This window comes from Thermus aquaticus (assembly GCF_001280255.1).
GTDB classification, from domain to species: domain Bacteria; phylum Deinococcota; class Deinococci; order Deinococcales; family Thermaceae; genus Thermus; species Thermus aquaticus.
The window spans coordinates 257,508-274,144 of the sequence record NZ_LHCI01000106.1; the positions used below are offsets into that span (position 1 = coordinate 257,508).

The 16,637-nt window shown below is 67.2% G+C and carries 15 protein-coding genes and 2 pseudogenes; 14 read left to right on the forward strand and 3 right to left on the reverse strand.

Going from position 1 to position 16,637, the window contains the following annotated elements; translation table 11 throughout:
* The coding region (locus BVI061214_RS13390) for a transposase (protein WP_248841706.1) at window positions 1–238 on the forward strand (238 nt) is incomplete at its 5' end.
* Window position 239: 1 nt separating this feature from the next.
* Here BVI061214_RS13390 and BVI061214_RS02330 read toward each other — a convergent pair.
* Window positions 240–929 (reverse strand): annotated as a pseudogene (locus BVI061214_RS02330) (peptide ABC transporter substrate-binding protein); the annotation flags it as partial.
* Window positions 930–1,046: 117 nt separating this feature from the next.
* Window positions 1,047–1,427: an iron-sulfur cluster insertion protein ErpA gene (erpA, locus tag BVI061214_RS02335; RefSeq protein WP_053767127.1), complete on the reverse strand. Its 381-nt coding sequence runs from the start codon at window positions 1,425–1,427 to the stop codon at window positions 1,047–1,049.
* A gap of 80 nt (window positions 1,428–1,507) precedes the next feature.
* Here erpA and BVI061214_RS02340 point away from each other — a divergent pair, with 80 nt between their 5' ends.
* From BVI061214_RS02340 to speA, 5 genes are read left to right on the forward strand one after another with little or no spacing between them, the layout of a single operon-like run.
* Window positions 1,508–2,638 (forward strand): M24 family metallopeptidase, encoded by a 1,131-nt coding sequence (locus BVI061214_RS02340; RefSeq protein WP_053767128.1) that lies wholly within the window; start codon window positions 1,508–1,510, stop codon window positions 2,636–2,638.
* 56 nt (window positions 2,639–2,694) lie between these two features.
* Window positions 2,695–3,627 carry a ribose-phosphate diphosphokinase gene (locus BVI061214_RS02345; protein WP_003047444.1) on the forward strand — a complete coding sequence of 311 codons (933 nt, stop codon included), beginning with the start codon at window positions 2,695–2,697 and terminating at the stop codon, window positions 3,625–3,627.
* Between the two features lies 1 nt (window position 3,628).
* A complete protein-coding gene (locus tag BVI061214_RS02350; RefSeq protein WP_053767129.1) occupies window positions 3,629–4,324 on the forward strand; it encodes an alpha/beta hydrolase in 696 nt (231 codons plus the stop codon).
* Window positions 4,315–4,902: a DUF72 domain-containing protein gene (locus tag BVI061214_RS02355; RefSeq protein WP_082333109.1), complete on the forward strand. Its 588-nt coding sequence runs from the start codon at window positions 4,315–4,317 to the stop codon at window positions 4,900–4,902. The genes BVI061214_RS02350 and BVI061214_RS02355 overlap by 10 nt, the downstream gene beginning before the upstream one ends.
* 16 nt (window positions 4,903–4,918) lie before the next feature.
* A complete protein-coding gene (speA, locus tag BVI061214_RS02360) occupies window positions 4,919–6,811 on the forward strand; it encodes a biosynthetic arginine decarboxylase (RefSeq protein ID WP_053767130.1) in 1,893 nt (630 codons plus the stop codon).
* Between the two features lie 147 nt (window positions 6,812–6,958).
* Here speA and metK read toward each other — a convergent pair whose 3' ends face one another.
* Entirely contained in the window at window positions 6,959–8,137 is a 1,179-nt protein-coding gene (gene metK, locus BVI061214_RS02365; RefSeq protein ID WP_053768561.1) for a methionine adenosyltransferase, read from the reverse strand.
* 87 nt (window positions 8,138–8,224) lie between these two features.
* Here metK and murI point away from each other — a divergent pair, with 87 nt between their 5' ends.
* The 8 genes and pseudogenes from murI (at window position 8,225) to BVI061214_RS02405 (ending at window position 16,634) form a co-directional block, all read left to right on the forward strand.
* Window positions 8,225–8,998 carry a glutamate racemase gene (gene murI, locus BVI061214_RS02370; protein ID WP_053768562.1) on the forward strand — a complete coding sequence of 258 codons (774 nt, stop codon included), beginning with the start codon at window positions 8,225–8,227 and terminating at the stop codon, window positions 8,996–8,998.
* A gap of 57 nt (window positions 8,999–9,055) precedes the next feature.
* Window positions 9,056–9,241 (forward strand): annotated as a pseudogene (locus BVI061214_RS02375) (TIGR00730 family Rossman fold protein); the annotation flags it as partial.
* Between the two features lie 49 nt (window positions 9,242–9,290).
* Window positions 9,291–9,902: an RdgB/HAM1 family non-canonical purine NTP pyrophosphatase gene (gene rdgB, locus BVI061214_RS02380; protein WP_053767132.1), complete on the forward strand. Its 612-nt coding sequence runs from the start codon at window positions 9,291–9,293 to the stop codon at window positions 9,900–9,902.
* Complete coding sequence (locus tag BVI061214_RS02385; protein ID WP_053767133.1) at window positions 9,899–10,930, forward strand: RMD1 family protein; 1,032 nt, start codon at window positions 9,899–9,901, stop codon at window positions 10,928–10,930. Before rdgB ends, BVI061214_RS02385 begins: the two co-directional genes overlap by 4 nt.
* A gap of 94 nt (window positions 10,931–11,024) precedes the next feature.
* Window positions 11,025–12,221, forward strand: coding sequence for a sugar ABC transporter substrate-binding protein (locus BVI061214_RS02390; protein WP_053767134.1), 1,197 nt, complete (start codon window positions 11,025–11,027; stop codon window positions 12,219–12,221).
* A gap of 58 nt (window positions 12,222–12,279) precedes the next feature.
* The gene (locus BVI061214_RS02395) at window positions 12,280–13,608 is read left to right on the forward strand and encodes an ABC transporter permease subunit (protein ID WP_053767135.1); all 1,329 of its coding nucleotides are present in this window, start codon (window positions 12,280–12,282) and stop codon (window positions 13,606–13,608) included.
* Complete coding sequence (locus tag BVI061214_RS02400; RefSeq protein WP_053767136.1) at window positions 13,609–14,928, forward strand: sugar ABC transporter permease; 1,320 nt, start codon at window positions 13,609–13,611, stop codon at window positions 14,926–14,928.
* Window positions 14,925–16,634: a glycoside hydrolase family 13 protein gene (locus BVI061214_RS02405; RefSeq protein ID WP_053767137.1), complete on the forward strand. Its 1,710-nt coding sequence runs from the start codon at window positions 14,925–14,927 to the stop codon at window positions 16,632–16,634. The genes BVI061214_RS02400 and BVI061214_RS02405 overlap by 4 nt, the downstream gene beginning before the upstream one ends.
* Window positions 16,635–16,637: the final 3 nt, after the last annotated feature.

Below are 16,637 nucleotides of genomic sequence, written 5' to 3' on the forward strand. Positions count from 1 at the left end.
GGAGGCGGCGCAGGTGGTGGAGGCGTACCGCAGGCGGTGGGAGGTGGAGCGGTTCTTCCGGCTTTTGAAGACGGGGCTGGGGCTTGAGACCTTGCAGCTCGGGGGCAAGCTGGGGCTGCCCAGCGAGAGGGATGGTCCGTACCTGCTCCTGAGGGGCCTGGTTCGCCTGCTCAACTATGAAGTCACCCAAGAACTCTTGAAGCAGGCTAAGGGAGGGCGAGGAAGGAGTTTTGGGTAAAGCCCTGGTAGACCATCTTGCCCTGGTTCAGGTAGGCGGGGGTGGAGAAGTCGGTGAAGAACTTGCGGTAAATCTCCGCCAACCGGGCGGCATCCCTCGTGGGGTCCAGGCCCGCGGTCTGGCGCTTCACCTGCTCCCAGGCCGCGCCCATGATGTGCTTGGGGGCGTAGCCGATGGGGCTCCCGATGAGGTCGGTGGCGTAGGCGGGCTCAAAGATCACGGTGAAGTTGCGGGCGTCCCGCACCCGGAGGTTCACCCGCTCCCAGTAGTCGGGGTCGAGGACAGGCATGCCCTTGGCCTTGCCCACCTCAAAGTAGAACTGGACGTCCTCGGTGGTGATGGGGCGGCCGTCGGACCAGCGGGCGTCGGGCCGGATGGTGATGTCGATCTCCAGGCGCTTCCGCCCCTGGCCGATGTCCGTGAACCGCACCCGGCCGTTCTGGGTGGTGGGCACCTCGGTGGCCAGGACAGCGGTGTTCTGCCCGTCCAGGTTCAAGGTGATGAAGGGGACGAAGAGGTAGTTTTGTATCTCCGCCTTGATGGACTGGTTGGAGATGACGGAGAGGAAGTCCCCCGCCAGGACCCTGGGCTCCTGGGAAGCCCCCACGATGAGGCTGTTGTCCGCGGGCCCCGCCAGGGCCAGCCCTAGGGCGGTTAAACCGAGTACAGCCAGTTTGCCTACTTTCCTCATATGGCCTCCTTTCGCGTTCTCGGCACTCTCTAAGTGGCCGAGGGTATTATACGCCAGCCAGGCTTAAGGTCAACGGGGGAAAAGCTAAAGGGGCCTGAAGCCAGGCCCCTCCTTTAGCTAGTGGCCGCAGGTGCGGGCCTCCCCCTCCTGGTCCTTGGTGCGGAAGGAGTGGCCGCAACCGCAGGTGCTTATGGCGTTGGGGTTGTGGACGGTGAAACCGCCGCCCATGAGGCTTTCCACCCAGTCTATCTCCGAGCCCACCAGGTAGGGGAGGGACCTCTGGTCCACCACCAGGCGCACCCCGTGCATCTCCACGAAGGTGTCCCCCTCCAGCTCCCTTTCGTCCACGGCCATGCCGTACTGGAAGCCCGAGCACCCCCCGGACTTGATGTAGACCCGGATGGCCGCCCCTTCCTTGCCGTAGCGGGCCAGGATCTCCTTGGCCTTTTCCGCCGCCAAAGGGGTGATGCGGATGACCGCCTCCTGGGCTTCTACCATGTCCCAACCTCCCTACTGTAAGGCTAGCACGGCGGGGGTGAAGAAAGGTGAGGCAGGTTCCAAGGGATTAGGATGAGGGCATGGACGTGTCCCGCGTGCAGGCGGTGCTAAGGGAAGAAGGGTTTGACGGCTGGCTCCTCTACTCCTTCGGGCGGAGCAACCCCGTGGCCCTTCACGTTCTGGGCCTGGGCCACCTCCACCTCACCCGCCGCCTGGCCTACTTCCTTCCCCAGGAGGGGGAGCCCACCCTCCTCTGCCACGCCATTGAGGCAAGCCTCCTCCCGCCCCTTCCCGGAAAGCGGCGCACCTACCACACCTGGCAGGGCTTCCTGGAGGGGCTTGCCCAGGCCCTCGAGGGCTCCTGGCGCATCGCCTTGGAGTACGTGCCCGGGGGGCGGATCCCCTACCTCTCCCAGGTGGACGGAGGGACCCTGGACCTCCTCAGGGGGATGGGCCTCGAGGTCGCCTCCTCCTGGCCACTCCTCCTCCTCTTCCAGACCTGGGAGGAGGAGAAGCTCAAGGCCCATAGACGGGCGGCCTCCGGCCTGGTCCAGGCCAAGGACGCGGGCTTGGCCTTCCTCCGGGAAAACCCCAAGGCCACGGAAAGGGAAGTCCAGGCGCGGATGGCCCAGGTCCTGGAGGGGCTTGGCCTCACCTTTGACCACCCTCCCATGGTGGCCTTTGGGAAGAACAGCGCCAACCCCCACCACGCGCCCACGGAGAAGGCCCTGGAGGAAGGAGAGGTGGCCCTTCTGGACCTGTGGGCCAAGGAGCCGGGCGGGGTCTACGCCGATATCACCTGGATGGCGGGCCTCGAGGTGGGCGAGGCCGCCCACCGGGCCTTCCAGGCGGTGCGGGAGGCCCGGGACCAGGCCATCGCCTTCGTGGCCAGGGCCTACCGGGAAGGGCGCCACCCCCGGGGGTACGAGGTGGACCGGGTGGCCAGGGGGGTTCTGGAGGAGATGGGGTATGGGCCCTACATCCGCCACCGCACCGGCCACAACCTGGGGGAGGAGGTCCACGGCTTTGGGCCCCACCTGGACGACCTGGAGACCCAGGATTTCCGCCCCCTGGTCCCGGGCTTGGCCTTCACCGTGGAACCGGGGGTCTACCTGGAGGGCTTCGGCGTGCGCACGGAGGTGAACGTCTACCTTCACCCGGAAGGGCCGGAGGTGACCACCCCCCTCCAGGAGGCCATCACCCCCCTCTAATCCACGCCGGCCGGGCAGGGGACCCCAGTCCAGGGCGTGGTATCTTGGGGGACGGCATGGACCGCCCCCTTCTGATCTTCTCCGGCCAGTCCAACCAGCCCCTGGCCCGGGCCATCGCCGAGGCCCTGGGCATACCCTTGGGCAGGAGCACCACCCAGCGCTTCGCCAACGACAACCTCTTCGTCCGCTTTGAGGAGAGCCTCCGGGAAGGGGACGTCTTCATCGTCCAGTCCTTCACCCCCCCGGTGCAGGATCACCTCATGGAGCTCCTCATGATGGTGGACGCCGCCAAGGGGGCCAGCGCCGCCCGGGTCACCGCCGTCATCCCCTACTTCTCCTACGCCAGGAGCGACAAGAAGGACTCCCCCCGCATCTCCATCGCCGCCAGGCTCATCGCCGACCTCCTGCAGACCGCCGGGGCGGACCGGGTCCTCACCATGACCCTTCACTCCCCCCAGGTGCACGGCTTCTTCAAGATCCCCGTGGACCACCTTTCCGCCGAACCCGTAATCGCCAACCACTTCGCCACCAGGGTGGACCTGGAAAACGCTGTGGTGGTGGCCCCAGACGCCGGGGACCTTAAAAGGGCAAGCTCCCTAGCGAGAAGGCTCCGCCTGCCCCTGGCCTTCATAGACAAGGAGCGGGTCTCCGACACCGAGGTGCGGGTGCGGATGCTGGTGGGGGAGGTCAGGGGCAAGACGGCCCTGATCGTGGACGACGAGATCTCCACCGCGGGGAGCCTGGTGGAGGCGGTGGAGGCCCTGATGCAGGCCGGGGCCAAGGAGGTCTACGCTGCCGCCACCCACGGGGTCTACGTGGGGCCAGCCCTAGAGCGCATCGCCAAAAGCCCGGTCAAGGAGGTGGCCGCCACCGACACCTGCCCTCCCAAGGAAGCCCCCAAGCTCAAGACCCTCACCGTGGCCCCCATCTTCGCCGAGGCCATCTGGCGGATCCACCGGGGCGAGTCCGTCTCCAGCCTCTTCACCTAGCATGGAAAGGCGCCTCGTGCTCGCCGGCCTTCCCGTCTTGGCCCAGATCCCGGAAAACCCCAGGGCCATCCTCCTCGCCCTCCACGGCCTCCAGGGCTCCAAGGAGCACATCCTCTCCCTGCTTCCCGGCTTTAAGGAGGCGGGCTTCCTCCTCCTGGCCCCCGACGCCCCTAGGCACGGGGAAAGGGGCACGCCCCCTTCCGCCAAGAGCGGGCGCTACGTGGAGGAGGTCTACCAGGTGGCCCTGGCCTTCGCCGAGGAGGCCTGGCGGGTGGCGGAGGAGGCCAGGGCCCGCTACGGCCTTCCCCTCTTTCTGGCGGGGGGAAGCCTGGGCGCCTTCGTGGTCCACCTCCTCCTCTCCCGGGGCTTCCGGCCAAGAGGGGCCCTGGCCTTCATCGGGAGCGGCTTTCCCATGAAGCTTCCCCAGGGGCAGAGCCTTCAGGACCCCCAGGTGGCCGCCCTCTACCAGGCCCCCCCGGCCCTGAAGGGCGAGGCCTACGGAGGGGTACCCCTTCTCCACCTCCACGGCACCAGGGACCTGATCGTCCCCCTGGAGCGCATGGAGAAGACCGTAGAGGCCCTCAGGCCCCACTACCCCGAAGGCCGGCTGGCCCGCTTCGTGGAGGAGGGGGCGGGGCATATCATCACCCCCCTCATGGCCCGGGTGGGGCGGGCTTTTCTGGAGGCATGGCTCTAAAGATACCCCATCTAAGGCTTCGCCGGGATGGGGGCCCCAGAAAGATCCTGGTGGGGCTCCAAGGCTACCGGGGCTTTCCCGGCGGGTTCAAGGCCTACCGCCAGGTCTTCCCCACGGTGGAGCTCTCCTGGTGGCACCGCCTGCCAGACGAAAGGACCTTGGGCCGCCTCGAGGCCCTCGCCCCCCCGGGGTTCCTCTTTAGCGCCCTCGGCCACAAGCACCTCACCTTTAGGCCAAGCGGCGAGGAAAGGCGCACCCTCAGGCGCTTCCTGAGGCGCTTCCGGCGCTTTGGGGAGAAGCGGGGGGCGGTCCGCCTCCTCGTCCCCCAGGGGGTGGAGGAAGGGGCCATGGCCCTTTGGCTGGACCTCCTCGAGGCGGTGCTGGAGGAGCTTGGCCCCTTCCCCCTCTTCTTCCAGGCCCCCGAACCCTTGAGGCCCCTCCTGAAGGCCCGGGGCCACCTTTTGGTCAACGAGGAGGGACCCCTTCTCTACCTCCTGGACCCCCCCGGGCTTCCCGAGGGGGAGGGCTTCGCCTACTTCTCCTCTTTGCAAGCCCTGGCCCAGGCCCTACACTCATAGCGGAGGTTGACCCGGATTGAAGACGGCCAAGCGCTTTTCCCCCAAAGAAGCCGAGGAGGTCTACCTGGTCCCCTACTGGGGGGCGGGGTTTTTCCGGGTAGGCGAAAGGGGCGAGCTGGAGGTGACCCCTCTGGGCCCTGAAGGGCCTTCCGCCTCCCTTTTGGAGATCGTGGAGGCCCTGAGGGACGAGGGGCGGCCCCTACCCCTTGTCCTCCGCTTCCCCCAGATCCTGGAGGCCCGGGTCCGGGAGCTCAACGAGGCCTTCCTCCGGGCCATGGAGAAGTACGGCTACCGGGGGGGCTACCGGGGGGTCTACCCGGTGAAGGTCAACCAGCGCCGCCTGGTCCTGGAGACCGTGGCCCGGGCGGGTAGGCCCTACCACCATGGCCTCGAGGCGGGCAGCAAGCCGGAGCTGGCCCTGATCCTGGCCCAGGACCTCTCCAAGGAGGCCCTCATCACCACCAACGGCTTCAAGGACGACGACTTCATCCGCCTGGCCCTCATGGGCAAGAAGCTGGGCCGCAACGTGGTCATCACCCTGGAGAAGTTCGCGGAACTCCCCAGGGTCCTCCGCCTCTCCCGGGAGGTGGGGGTGAGGCCCAGCCTGGGGATCCGCTACAAGCTGAAGGCCAAGGGGGCGGGGCAGTGGGAGGCCTCGGGGGGAGAGAACGCCAAGTTCGGCCTCACCACCCCCGAGATCGTCAAGGCGGTGGAGATCCTTAAGGAAGAGGGCCTCCTGGACACCCTGGTCATGCTCCACGCCCACATCGGCAGCCAGGTCACGGACATCCGCCGCATCAAAGCCGCCGTGCGGGAGGCGGCCCAGACCTACGTGCAGCTCAGGAAACTGGGAGCCCCCCTCCGCTACCTCAACCTGGGGGGCGGCCTGGCCGTGGACTACGACGGCTCCAAGACCAACTTCTACGCCTCCGCCAACTACACGCTTCAGGAGTACGCCGAGGACCTGGTCTACGTGACCAAGGAGGTGGTGGAGGCCCACGGAGAGCCCCACCCCATCCTGGTGACGGAGTCCGGCCGGGCGGTGACCGCCTACCACGAGGTCCTGGTCCTGGAGGTCATTGACGTCATCACGCCTCCCGGGGAGGAAAAGCCCGCGCCCCCCCCTGAGGAGGCCCACCCCCTGGTCAAGGAACTCTGGGAAAGCCTGGAAAACCTCTCGGCTAAGAACTTCCGCGAGGTCTACCACGACGCCTTCGCCGACAAGGATACCTTGCAAACCCTCTACGACCTGGGCCTGGTGTCCCTGAAGGACCGGGCGCTGGCGGAGGAGATCTTCTACCACATCGCCCGGCGGGTCTACGCCATCGCCCAGAGCCTTCCCTACGCCCCCGACGAGCTGGAGGACCTGGAGAAGCTCCTGGCCGACAAGCTGGTGTGCAACTTCTCCATCTTCCAAAGCCTCCCCGACGCCTGGGCCATCCACCAGCTCTTCCCCATCGTCCCCTTGAGCCGTCTTTCCGAGCCCCCTGCCCGCAGGGCCACCCTGGTGGACATTTCCTGCGACTCCGACGGGAAGATTGACCGCTTCATTGACCTCCACGACGTGCGCCACACCCTTCCCGTCCACCCCGTGCGCCCGGGGGAGCCCTACTACCTGGGGGTCTTCCTGATAGGGGCCTACCAGGACGTCTTGGGCAGCAACCACAACCTCTTCGGCCAGGTGGGGGAAGCCCACGTGGAGGTGGACGAGGAGGGCTTCGCCATAGAGCGCTTCGTCCCCGGAGAGACGGCGGAGAAGGTCATTGAGAAGATGGGCTTCACCGCCCGGGAGCTGATGCTCGGGGTGGAGCGCCTGGTGCGGCAAAGCCGGCTCTCCCCCGCGGAAAAGGGGGCCTTCCTGGAACGCTACGCCCGGGAGCTCCAGGGGTACACCTACCTGGAGGACTAGGGGCCGTTAAGGCTCCGTTAAAGACGAGGCCCTCTACCGGGCCAAGCGCGCGGGGAAAAACCGGTTGGAGACGGCCTAACCCAGAGAACTAGGCTCCGGTACGTCCTTTTGGGGCCCCCGCCGTGGCAAGAGCCACGGCGGGGTACTTTAAAGCCCCGTTTCCCGCCTCAAGGCCTCCACCCGGTCCGTCTCCTCCCAGGGGAAGCCGGGCCGGCCAAAGTGGCCGTAGGCGCTGGTGGGGGTGTAGATGGGCCTTAGGAGGTCCAGCTCCTCAATGATGGCCAGGGGCCTCGGGTCAAAGACCTTAGCGGCGATCTCCGTGAGCTTCTCGTCGGGCAGGACCCCGGTGCCGAAGGTCTCCACCCGCAAGGACACGGGCCGCGCCTTGCCGATGGCGTAGGCGAGCTCCACCAGGGCCCGCTTCGCAAGCCCCGCCGCCACCAGGTTCTTGGCCATGTAGCGGGCGTAGTAGCTGGCGGAGCGGTCCACCTTGGTGGGGTCCTTGCCGCTGAAGGCCCCGCCCCCGTGGGGCACCGCCCCTCCGTAGGTGTCCACGATGATCTTCCGGCCCGTCAAGCCGGTGTCGGCGTGGGGGCCTCCCAGGATGAAGCGGCCCGAGGGGTTGATGAGGTACTCCGTCTCCCCCTCCTTGAGGTACTCCGCCGGGATGGCCTGGCGGACCACCTCCCGGATCAGGTCCTCCCTAAGCTGCTCCTGCTCCACCTCGGGGGAGTGCTGGGCGGAGACCACCACGGTCTTCACGTAAAGGGGCCGGTCCCCCTCGTAGACCACGGTCACCTGGGCCTTGCCGTCGGGGCGCAGGTAGGGCAGGAGGCCCGTCTTGCGCACCTCGGCCAGGCGCATGGTGAGGCGGTGGGCCAGGGTAATGGGGAGGGGCATGAGCTCCGGGGTTTCGTCCGTGGCGTAGCCGAACATGAGGCCCTGGTCCCCCGCCCCCACGCGGTCTAAGGGATCGGTGGACTTGAGAACCCGCCACTCGTAGGCCAGGTTCACGCCTCCGGCGATGTCCGGGGACTGCTCGTCTATGGCGGTGAGGACGGCGCAGGTGTCGGCGTCAAAGCCGTACTTGGCCCGGGTGTAGCCCACCTCCCGCACCGTCTTGCGCACCAGGCCCGGGATGTCCACGTACCCCTCGGTGGTGATCTCCCCCGCCACGAAGACAAGCCCCGTGGTGACCAGGGTCTCCGCCGCCACCCGGGCCTTCTTGTCCTGGGCGATGAGGGCGTCCAGGATGGCGTCGGAGATCCGGTCCGCCAGCTTGTCCGGGTGCCCTTCCGTGACCGATTCAGACGTGACCAGCCGCAACTTGCGCACCTCCTTAGGGATCTGCCCCCCTGGGGCAACCCCGATAGTATAGCACCCCCCCTCGGCCGTCCAGTATGCTTGGCCCCCGTGAGGAACCCCAAGGCCCCCATCGGCGTCTTTGACTCGGGCGTGGGCGGGCTCACCGTACTGACCGCCCTGAAGAAGGCCCTTCCCCAGGAGGACTTCCTCTACTTCGGCGACACGGCCCGGGTGCCCTATGGGGGCAAGCCCCTCTCCATGGTGCGGCGCTTCGCCTGGGAGATCGCGGGCTTTCTCCTCCGGGAGGGGGTGAAGGCCATCGTGGTGGCCTGCAACACGGCGAGCTCCGCCGCCCTCCCCGACCTGGCGGAAGACCTTTCCGTGCCCGTCTTCGGGGTCCTGGAGCCGGCGGCCCAGGTGGCCCAGGGCTACCGCAAGGTGGGCCTCATCGGCACCCAGGCCACGGTGGGTAGCCGAGCCTACGAGCGCTACGTAGACCTCTCCTGGGCCAAGGCCTGCCCCCTCTTCGTCCCCCTGGTGGAGGAGGGGCTCTGGGACGACCCCGTGGCCCTCCTCATCGCCCGGCACTACCTCGAGGAGGCCCCGGAGGACCTCGAGGCCCTCATCCTGGGCTGCACCCACTACCCCTACCTGAAAAGGACCATCCAGGAGGTCCTACCCCGGGTGGCCCTCATAGACTCCGCCGAGGCCACGGCCGGGAGGGTGGCCGAGGCCCTGGCGGCCGAGGGGCTTTTGAACCCGGAAGGCAGGGGCCAGGTGGTCCACTACGTGACCGGGGACCCGGAAAGCTATAAGGCCTTGGCCGAGCGCCTGGGGGTGCGGGTGGAGGCCCTGAGGCGGGTAAGCCTGGAAGAGCTCTGACGCCACCTCAAGCCAGCATGGGGTGGTATCACCCCTCCGCCGGGCTAGGCTGGGGGCATGGGTAAGAAGCCCCTCATTGACCAGCTCCACCACGAGGACAGCTGGCGGCTTTTCCGCATCCTGGCGGAATTCGTGGAAGGGTTTGAGACCCTCGCGGAAATAGACGTGCCTCTGGTGTCCGTCTTCGGCTCGGCCCGCTTTGGGGAGGGCCACCCCGCCTACGCCCTGGGCTACCGCCCCGGATACCCCGGAAGAGGTGGTTGGCGGCCCTGAAGGCGGTATCCTGAAGGGGATGCGGGTCGTCCTGGCCACCTCCAACCCCGGCAAGGTGCGGGAGCTGAGGGCGGGTCTAGAGCCCCTGGGCTGGACCCTCCTCTCCCTGGCCGACTTCCCCTTGCGCATGCCCAAGGAGGAGGGGAGCACCTTCCTGGAAAACGCCCTTTTGAAGGCGGCCTACGTGGCCAGGGCCACGGGCCTCCCCGCCTTGGCCGACGATTCGGGCCTCGAGGTCTTCGCCCTGGGGGGCGAGCCCGGGGTCTACAGCGCCCGCTACGGGGGACGGGAGACCGACCGGGAGCGGAACGTCTACCTCCTGGAGAGGATGCGCCACCTGAAGGGGGAGGAGAGGCGGGCCCGCTTCGTGGCCGTTTTGGTCCTGGCCTACCCCGACGGGCACGCCGAGGCCTACGAGGGGAGCGTGGAGGGGGTGATCCTGGAGGCTCCCCGGGGGGAGGGCGGCTTCGGCTACGACCCCCTCTTTTTCATCCCCGAGGCGGGGAAGACCTTCGCCGAGATGAGCCTGGAGGAGAAGGCCCGCTACTCCCACCGGGGCCGGGCCCTAGAGGCCCTCCTCAAGGCCTACGAAAAGGGCCCCCCGCCCCGGGAGATCTCCAGGCTGGAATGAACGTCCTCTCGCCCCACATCGCCCTCTACCGCCTTTTTGACCTGGCGGACGAGATAGACCTCGCCCGCCTGGGCACGCCCAGGCTCCGCCTCTCCCGCCCCCGGCTGGGAGCGGTGCGCTTCCAGAACCCCCCGGCCCAGCTGGAGCTGGGGGTGCGGAGCGTGGAAGGGGTTTCCGGCCTCCTCACCGCCCGGCTTTACGAGTTCGGGGTGGCCTCCCTCTCCTTCCGGGTGCACCTGGGGGAAAGGCTGCCGTGGGAGGCCTTCGTGGAAAAGGCCCTGGCCATGCCCGAGCTTCCCTTCTGGGAGGGCTTTTTTATGGCGGAGCTGGCCGCTTTGGAGCCCTACCTCCAAGGGGCCCTCCTCCGCCCCGAGGAGAAGCGGCTTTCCGAGGAGTTCGTGGTCTACCACGCCCTGGGCCTCGAGGGGGCCAAGGCCCACGCCCCCCCCGTGGACCTCACCCCCTTGTGGATGGGGACCCGGGAGGAGTTCGCCCCCGAGGTGCGCCGGGAGATGGAGCGCTACCGCTACAGCTACTCCACCGAGGACCTGGCCCTTTTGGGCTTTGACCGGGTCCTGATCCTGGACTCCGAGGGGATCTGGGACGTGGCCGACCTGGTGGAGTTCGTCCACGCCCAGCTCCTGGAGCTCTCCTACTACGACCGGGTCCTCACCGAGGAGCTGGAAAGGGTGCCCCAGGTCCTAAGGGTGCGGGGCCTTTGGGGCTACGGCCGGCTTCAGCGCCTGAGGCGGCACCTCATGGCCCGGCACGCCGAGATCGCCGACGTCAAGGCCCGGATGGAGGGAGCCTTGCGCATCACCGAGGACCTCTTCTACGCCAAGATCTACCGGGCCGCCCTGGAGCTTTACGGGGCCCACGAGCTGGAACGGAGCGTGGAGGAGAAGCTGAGGGCCCTCGAGGCCACCTACGAGATGGTCACCGAAGAGGTGGCCCACCTCCGCAGCCAGGCGGTGGAGGTGGGCATCCTGGCCCTCATCGCCTTTGAGGTGGTGCGGGCCCTCCTTTAGGGGCACCTGTCCCTCAGGCTGGTGGTATGCTTAGGGGGCAGGGCGCGAAAAAACCTTGGAGCGGAAACGCTACCACGCGCCCGCAGGTGGGAGTATGAGAAAAGCGCTGGCCCTTTTAGCCCTAGGCCTTTCCCTGGCCCTCGCCCAGGGGAAGATCACCGTCTGGACCCACTTCGGCGGCCCCGAGCTGGAGTGGCTTAAGGCCCAGGCCAAGACCTTTGAGAAGACCTCCGGCACCAAGGTGGAGGTGGTGGAGGTCCCCTTCGGCGACATCAAGCAGAAGTTCATCCTGGGGGCACCCCAGGGGCAGGCCGCCGACCTCCTGGTCTCCATCCCCCACGACTGGCTGGGGGAGATGGCCCAGGCGGGGGTCCTCGAGCCCATGGGCAAGTACGTGACCCAAAGCTACCTGGCGGACATCCAGCCCGTGGCCGTGGAGGCCTTCACCTTCGGGGGTAGGCTCTTGGGCCTGCCCGCCTTCGCCGAGAGCGTGGCCCTCATCTACAACAAGAAGTACGTGAAGGAGCCCCCCAAGACCTGGGAGGAGTTCTTGGACCTGGCCCGGCGGCACACCACCGGCTCCACCTTCGGCTTCCTCTACAACATCGGCGACCCCTACTTCAACTTCGGCTTCTTCCGGGCCTACGGGGCGGACAACGTCTTCGCCAAGGACGCCCGGGGCAACCTGGACCCCTCCAAGCTCCTCCTAGGCGGCGAGGTGGGGGAGAAGGCCCTCCAGTTCATCAAGGACCTCCGCTTCCGCTACAACCTGGTGCCCGAGGGCGTGGACTACGGGGTGGCCGATGGGGCCTTCAAGGACGGGGCCCTGGCCATGATCATCAACGGCCCCTGGGCCCTTGGGGACTACAAGAAGGCCAAGATTGACTTCGGCATCGCCCCCTTCCCCACCCCGCCCGGGGCCAAGAACCCCTGGGGGCCTTTCCTGGGGGTCCAGGGCGTGGTGGTGAACGCCTACTCCAAGAACAAGACCGCCGCGGTGAACTTCGCCAAGACCCTGGTCTCCGGCAAGAACCTGGTGAGCTTCAACCAGGCGGGCGGCCGCGTCCCCGTGTCCAAGAGCGCCGCCAAGAGCCTGGAAAAGGACCCCGTGGTGGCGGGCTTCTCCCGGGTCTTCGCCCTGGGTACCCCCATGCCCAACATCCCCGAGATGGGCAAGGTCTGGGGCCCCTGGGGGAACGCCATCTCCCTAGCCATCCAGAAGCCCGACTCCAACGTGAAGAAGATCGTGGAGGACATGGTGGCCGAGATCAAGAAGGCCATCGGCAGGTAAGCCCCATGACCGCCCCCCACAGGACCTTTTTCCCTGTGGGGGGTTTTATCCTTGAGCCATGCGGCATCCTCCTGGTCTCAAAGGCTTCCTCCTGGCCCTCGCCCTCCTTTTGGGCCTCCTTCTCCTCTCCACGGGGGTGGGCCTCTTGGCCTACCTCCTCCTCGAGCCCCACCTGGCCCTCCCGGGCTGGACCATCCTGGCGGTAGCCCTCCTGGTCATGGTACCGGGGGCGGTGGCCGTGGGCCGCCTCTTCCCCTGGCTCACCGATTGGTACTACTTCCTCCCCGCCTTGGCCTTCCTCCTGGTCTTCACCCTCTACCCCATCGGCCTCACCGTCTACCTGGCCTTCACCGACTACTCGGGGCAGAGGAACAACCTCCCCGACCGCTCCACGGAGACCGCCGTGGTGAAGCAGGAGGGCCCAAGGCTCCTCCTGGAAGAGCCCGTGGCCGAGGCGTTGCGGTGCGACCCCTGCCAGGGGGAGCCCGTGGAGGTCTACGCCGAGGGGCACCGGATGCGGGCCAGGATCCTGGAGGCCCAGGGGGCGGAGCTCCTTTTGGACCGCGCACCCCCCTTCCAGGCGGAGTTCGTGGCCAAGGTGAACGCCTTCCGCTTCGTGGGGCTAAAGAACTTCGCCTTCATCTTGTCCCAAGCCAACCAGGCCCTCTTTCCCGTCTTCGCCTGGAACGTGGTCTTCGCCACCGCCACCGTGCTCCTGAACGCCTTCCTGGGCCTCATCCTGGGCCTTATCCTCAACAACAAGGGCCTCAAGCTGAGGAACTTTTACCGGACCCTGCTCATCGTTTCCTGGGCCCTGCCCGGGGTCATCACCGTCCAGGTCTGGGTGGCCCTCCTCAACTACAACTTCGGGGCCATCAACCGCCTCCTGGGGGTCTTGGGGATCTACCCCATCCCCTGGCTCAACGACCCCGACTGGGCCAAGGTGGCCATCCTCCTCGTCAACCTTTGGCTCGGCTTCCCCTACATGATGACCGCCACCCTGGGGGCCCTCTCCACCATCCCCGACGAGCTCTACGAGGCGGCCAGGGTGGACGGGGCCACCCCCTGGCAGGCCCTATGGGGCATCACCCTTCCCCTTCTGGAGAAGCCCATGGTGCCCATCCTCCTCTCCTCCTTCGCCTTCAACTTCAACAACTTTTACATCATCTACCTGCTCACGGGCGGGGGGCCAGCCCAGGAAGGGCGCCTGGCCACGGCCCAGGCCACGGACATCCTCATCTCCTGGGCCTACAAGACCGCCTTCAGCGCCGAGGGGCAGTCGGCCTACGGCCTGGGAGCGGCCATCAGCCTCATCATCTTCGCCATCACCGTGGCCATCAGCCTGGTGAACTTCCGGGTCACGGGAGCCCTGAGGGAGGTGAAGTAGATGCGGAAGGTTCTGGCCTTTCTCTTCACCGGCCTTGTCCTATGGGGGGTTTACTGGTTCGCCGCCACCCGTCTCTTTGACGAGGGCTCCTACCGCAAGCAGGTGGCCTTGGGCAGCGTCTTCGTGCCTTACGGGTGGGCTTACGCCTTGGGCGTTATCCTCCTCCTCGCGCTTCTCATCTTCTTCTACAGCCTGGCCTACACCGCCCTTGTGAACCGCCTCCAGGGAAGGCGGCGAAGCCCCTGGCCCCTTTTCCTCCAGGGCATCACCCACCTCTTCCTCTGGGTCCTGATTCTTCTCGTCTACTACCCGGTGGTCCAGGTGGTGGCGGCCAGCTTTGACCCCACCAACAACCTCTTCAGCTTTAAGAGGCCGAATACGGGCTTTCTGCTCCTGGACGCCAAGGTCATCCCCTACCTGCCCGAGCCCTCCCTGGAAAACTACGCCAGGCTGGTGGAGGGGGTGGTCCTCTACCCGTACCAGGTTGCGCTCGCCCTCCTGGCGGGTCTGTCCCTTTTGGGGGTGGCGGGCATCGGGCTTCTGCGCCGCCTCCTGCCGGAGGAGGAGTGGATGGGCTTCTGGCAGGGAAGGCTCCTCCTCCTGATGGCCCTCGCCATCTTCGCCCTGGCCCTAAGCCTCTCCCCCAAGCAGTTCACCGGCCAGGGCACGGAGACCAAGTTCCTCCTCTGGGTGCGCAACACCTTCCTCATCTCCGGGCTCACGGGGCTTCTCGCCGTCTTGCTCACGGCCACCGCCGGCTACGCCTTCGCCCGCTTCCGCCACCTGCCCGGGCGCTACCCCCTCCTCCTCTTCTTCATCTTTGTGCAGATGTTCCCGGGGTTTCTGGCCCTGGTGGCCATCTACTACCTCCTGTCCCGGCTGGACCTCCTGAACACCTTCACCGGCCTGGTCCTGGCCTACTCCGGCGGCATCATCAGCTTCGGCACCTGGGTGTACAAGGGCTACCTGGAGAGCATCAGCCCCAGCCTCGAGGAGGCCGCCATGGTCGACGGGGCCACCAAGTGGCAGGTCTTCACCAAGATCCTCCTGCCCCTTTCCGCCCCCATGTTCGTCTTCATCTTCCTCCTGCAGTTCGTGGGCACCTACTCGGAGTTCGTCCTGGCCAACCTGGTCCTGACCGGGGTGGAGAGCTGGAACGTGGGCGTGGGGCTTAGGAGCTTCACCACCGGCCAGTTCCAGACCAAGTGGGGGGTCTTCGCCGCCGCCAGCGTCCTGGGCTCTTTGCCCATCCTCTTCCTCTTCTACGGCTTCCAGCAGTACTTCGTCTCCGGCTACACGGCGGGGGCCGTGAAAGAATGAACTACCACGACCTCGAGCACCTCTCGCCCCCCTTCCCCCGCCTGGGAGAGGAGGTGGCGATCTTCCTGGAGACCGAGGCCCAGGAGGGGCTTCTCCTCTACGAGAAGGACGGGGAGGTCCTGCAAAAGCCCATGGCCCGGGTCCCGGGCGGGCTCAAGGCCCAGGTGGCCGTGGCCCAGAGCCCCTTCCGCTACCTCTTCCGCCTGCCGGAAGGCTACTGGGGAAGCCACGGCCTGGAGAAGGCCCTTCCCCGCTACGATCGCTTCTTCCACCTCCTCGCCCATCCCCTTCCCCCGGAGTGGGCCCTAGGCACGGTCTTTTACCAGATCTTTCCCGACCGCTTCCGCCAGGGGCCAAAGGACCTGGCCCCCCAGGACGGGGCCTGGCTTTACGGGGGTAAGCCCATCCGAAGGAAGGCCTGGCACGAGCCCCCGGGGCCCGACGGCTCCCGGGAGTTCTACGGAGGGGACCTCTTTGGCGTCCTGGAGGCCCTGCCCTACCTCCAGGACCTGGGGGTGGAGACCCTCTACCTCACCCCCATCTTCAAAAGCCCCAGCAGCCACCGCTACGACACCGAGGACTACCTCCAGGTGGACCCCCACCTGGGCGGGGAGGAGGCCCTAGAAGCCCTCTACCAGGCCCTCGAGGCCCAGGGGATGAAACTCGTCCTGGACGGGGTCTTCAACCACATCGGGGCCACCCACCCCTGGTTCCAGAAGGCCCTAGACCCCAAAAGCCCCGAGCGCACCATGTTCACCTTCTTTCCCGACGGCTCCTACCAGAGCTTCTTTGGGGTCCGGCAGATGCCCAAGCTGGACTACGCTTCCCCCCTGACCCAGGAGCGCTTCGTCTTCGGCAAAAGGGCCCCCATCCGCCACTGGATGCGCCTCTGCCATGGCTGGCGGCTGGACGTGGCCCACGCCATCGGGGAGGGGGGGACCAACCGCAAGAACGCCCGCTGGCTTAGGGCCCTGGCCCGGGCCGCCAAGGAGGAGCGGGAGGAGGCCTTCGTCTTCGGCGAGCTCTCCTACGACACCGTCCCCACCCTACGGGCCCACACCCTGGACGGGGCCATGCACTACGCCGGCTTCGCCCACCCGGTCATGGCCTGGCTTTCGGGAAGGGACGTCCACGGCCTTCCCGCCCCTCTAGGGGCCCACGAGGTCTGGCAGGTCCTCCACGACCACTACGCCGCCCTGCCCCTCCAGCTCCGCCACACCATGTACACCCTCCTCTCCTCCCACGACATCCCCCGGGCCCTGTGGCGGCTTAGGGGGGATAAGGAGCGCTTCAAGCTGGCCTACGCCCTCCTCTTCGCCTTCCCGGGAAGCCCCGCCATCTACTACGGGGACGAGATCAGCCTTTCCCAGCCCAACCCCTACGAGGTCTGGGCGGGGGACCCCTACTGCCGCGCCCCCTTTCCCTGGGACGAGGCGGCCTGGGACCGGGACCTCCTCCGCTTCTTTAAGCGCCTCGTCCACCTCAAAAAGACCCACCCCGCCCTCCGCCAGGGGGGCCTTCTGCCCCTGGAGGCCCCGGAGGGCGTCCTGGCCTTCCGCCGGCGGTGGCGGGGGAAGGAGGTCCTGGCCTACTTCGCCAAAGAAGGGGCCAGACTTCGGGTTCCCCAGGGGGTGGACCTCCTCACGGGCCAGGAGGTGGCGGGGGAGGTGGAGGCCCGCTACCTCCTCCTGGAGCCCGTATCCTAGAAG

What these genes read in the sequence shown, in the direction of transcription:
- erpA (WP_053767127.1), bottom strand. Translation starts at nt 1,427, where the DNA reads ATGGTAGAAGCCCAGGAGGCGGTCATCCGCATCACCCCTTTGGCGGCG.
- BVI061214_RS02340 (WP_053767128.1), top strand. Translation starts at nt 1,508, where the DNA reads ATGGACGTGTCCCGCGTGCAGGCGGTGCTAAGGGAAGAAGGGTTTGAC.
- BVI061214_RS02345 (WP_003047444.1), top strand. Translation starts at nt 2,695, where the DNA reads ATGGACCGCCCCCTTCTGATCTTCTCCGGCCAGTCCAACCAGCCCCTG.
- BVI061214_RS02350 (WP_053767129.1), top strand. Translation starts at nt 3,629, where the DNA reads ATGGAAAGGCGCCTCGTGCTCGCCGGCCTTCCCGTCTTGGCCCAGATC.
- BVI061214_RS02355 (WP_082333109.1), top strand. Translation starts at nt 4,315, where the DNA reads ATGGCTCTAAAGATACCCCATCTAAGGCTTCGCCGGGATGGGGGCCCC.
- rdgB (WP_053767132.1), top strand. Translation starts at nt 9,291, where the DNA reads ATGCGGGTCGTCCTGGCCACCTCCAACCCCGGCAAGGTGCGGGAGCTG.
- BVI061214_RS02385 (WP_053767133.1), top strand. Translation starts at nt 9,899, where the DNA reads ATGAACGTCCTCTCGCCCCACATCGCCCTCTACCGCCTTTTTGACCTG.
- BVI061214_RS02390 (WP_053767134.1), top strand. Translation starts at nt 11,025, where the DNA reads ATGAGAAAAGCGCTGGCCCTTTTAGCCCTAGGCCTTTCCCTGGCCCTC.
- BVI061214_RS02395 (WP_053767135.1), top strand. Translation starts at nt 12,280, where the DNA reads ATGCGGCATCCTCCTGGTCTCAAAGGCTTCCTCCTGGCCCTCGCCCTC.
- BVI061214_RS02400 (WP_053767136.1), top strand. Translation starts at nt 13,609, where the DNA reads ATGCGGAAGGTTCTGGCCTTTCTCTTCACCGGCCTTGTCCTATGGGGG.
- BVI061214_RS02405 (WP_053767137.1), top strand. Translation starts at nt 14,925, where the DNA reads ATGAACTACCACGACCTCGAGCACCTCTCGCCCCCCTTCCCCCGCCTG.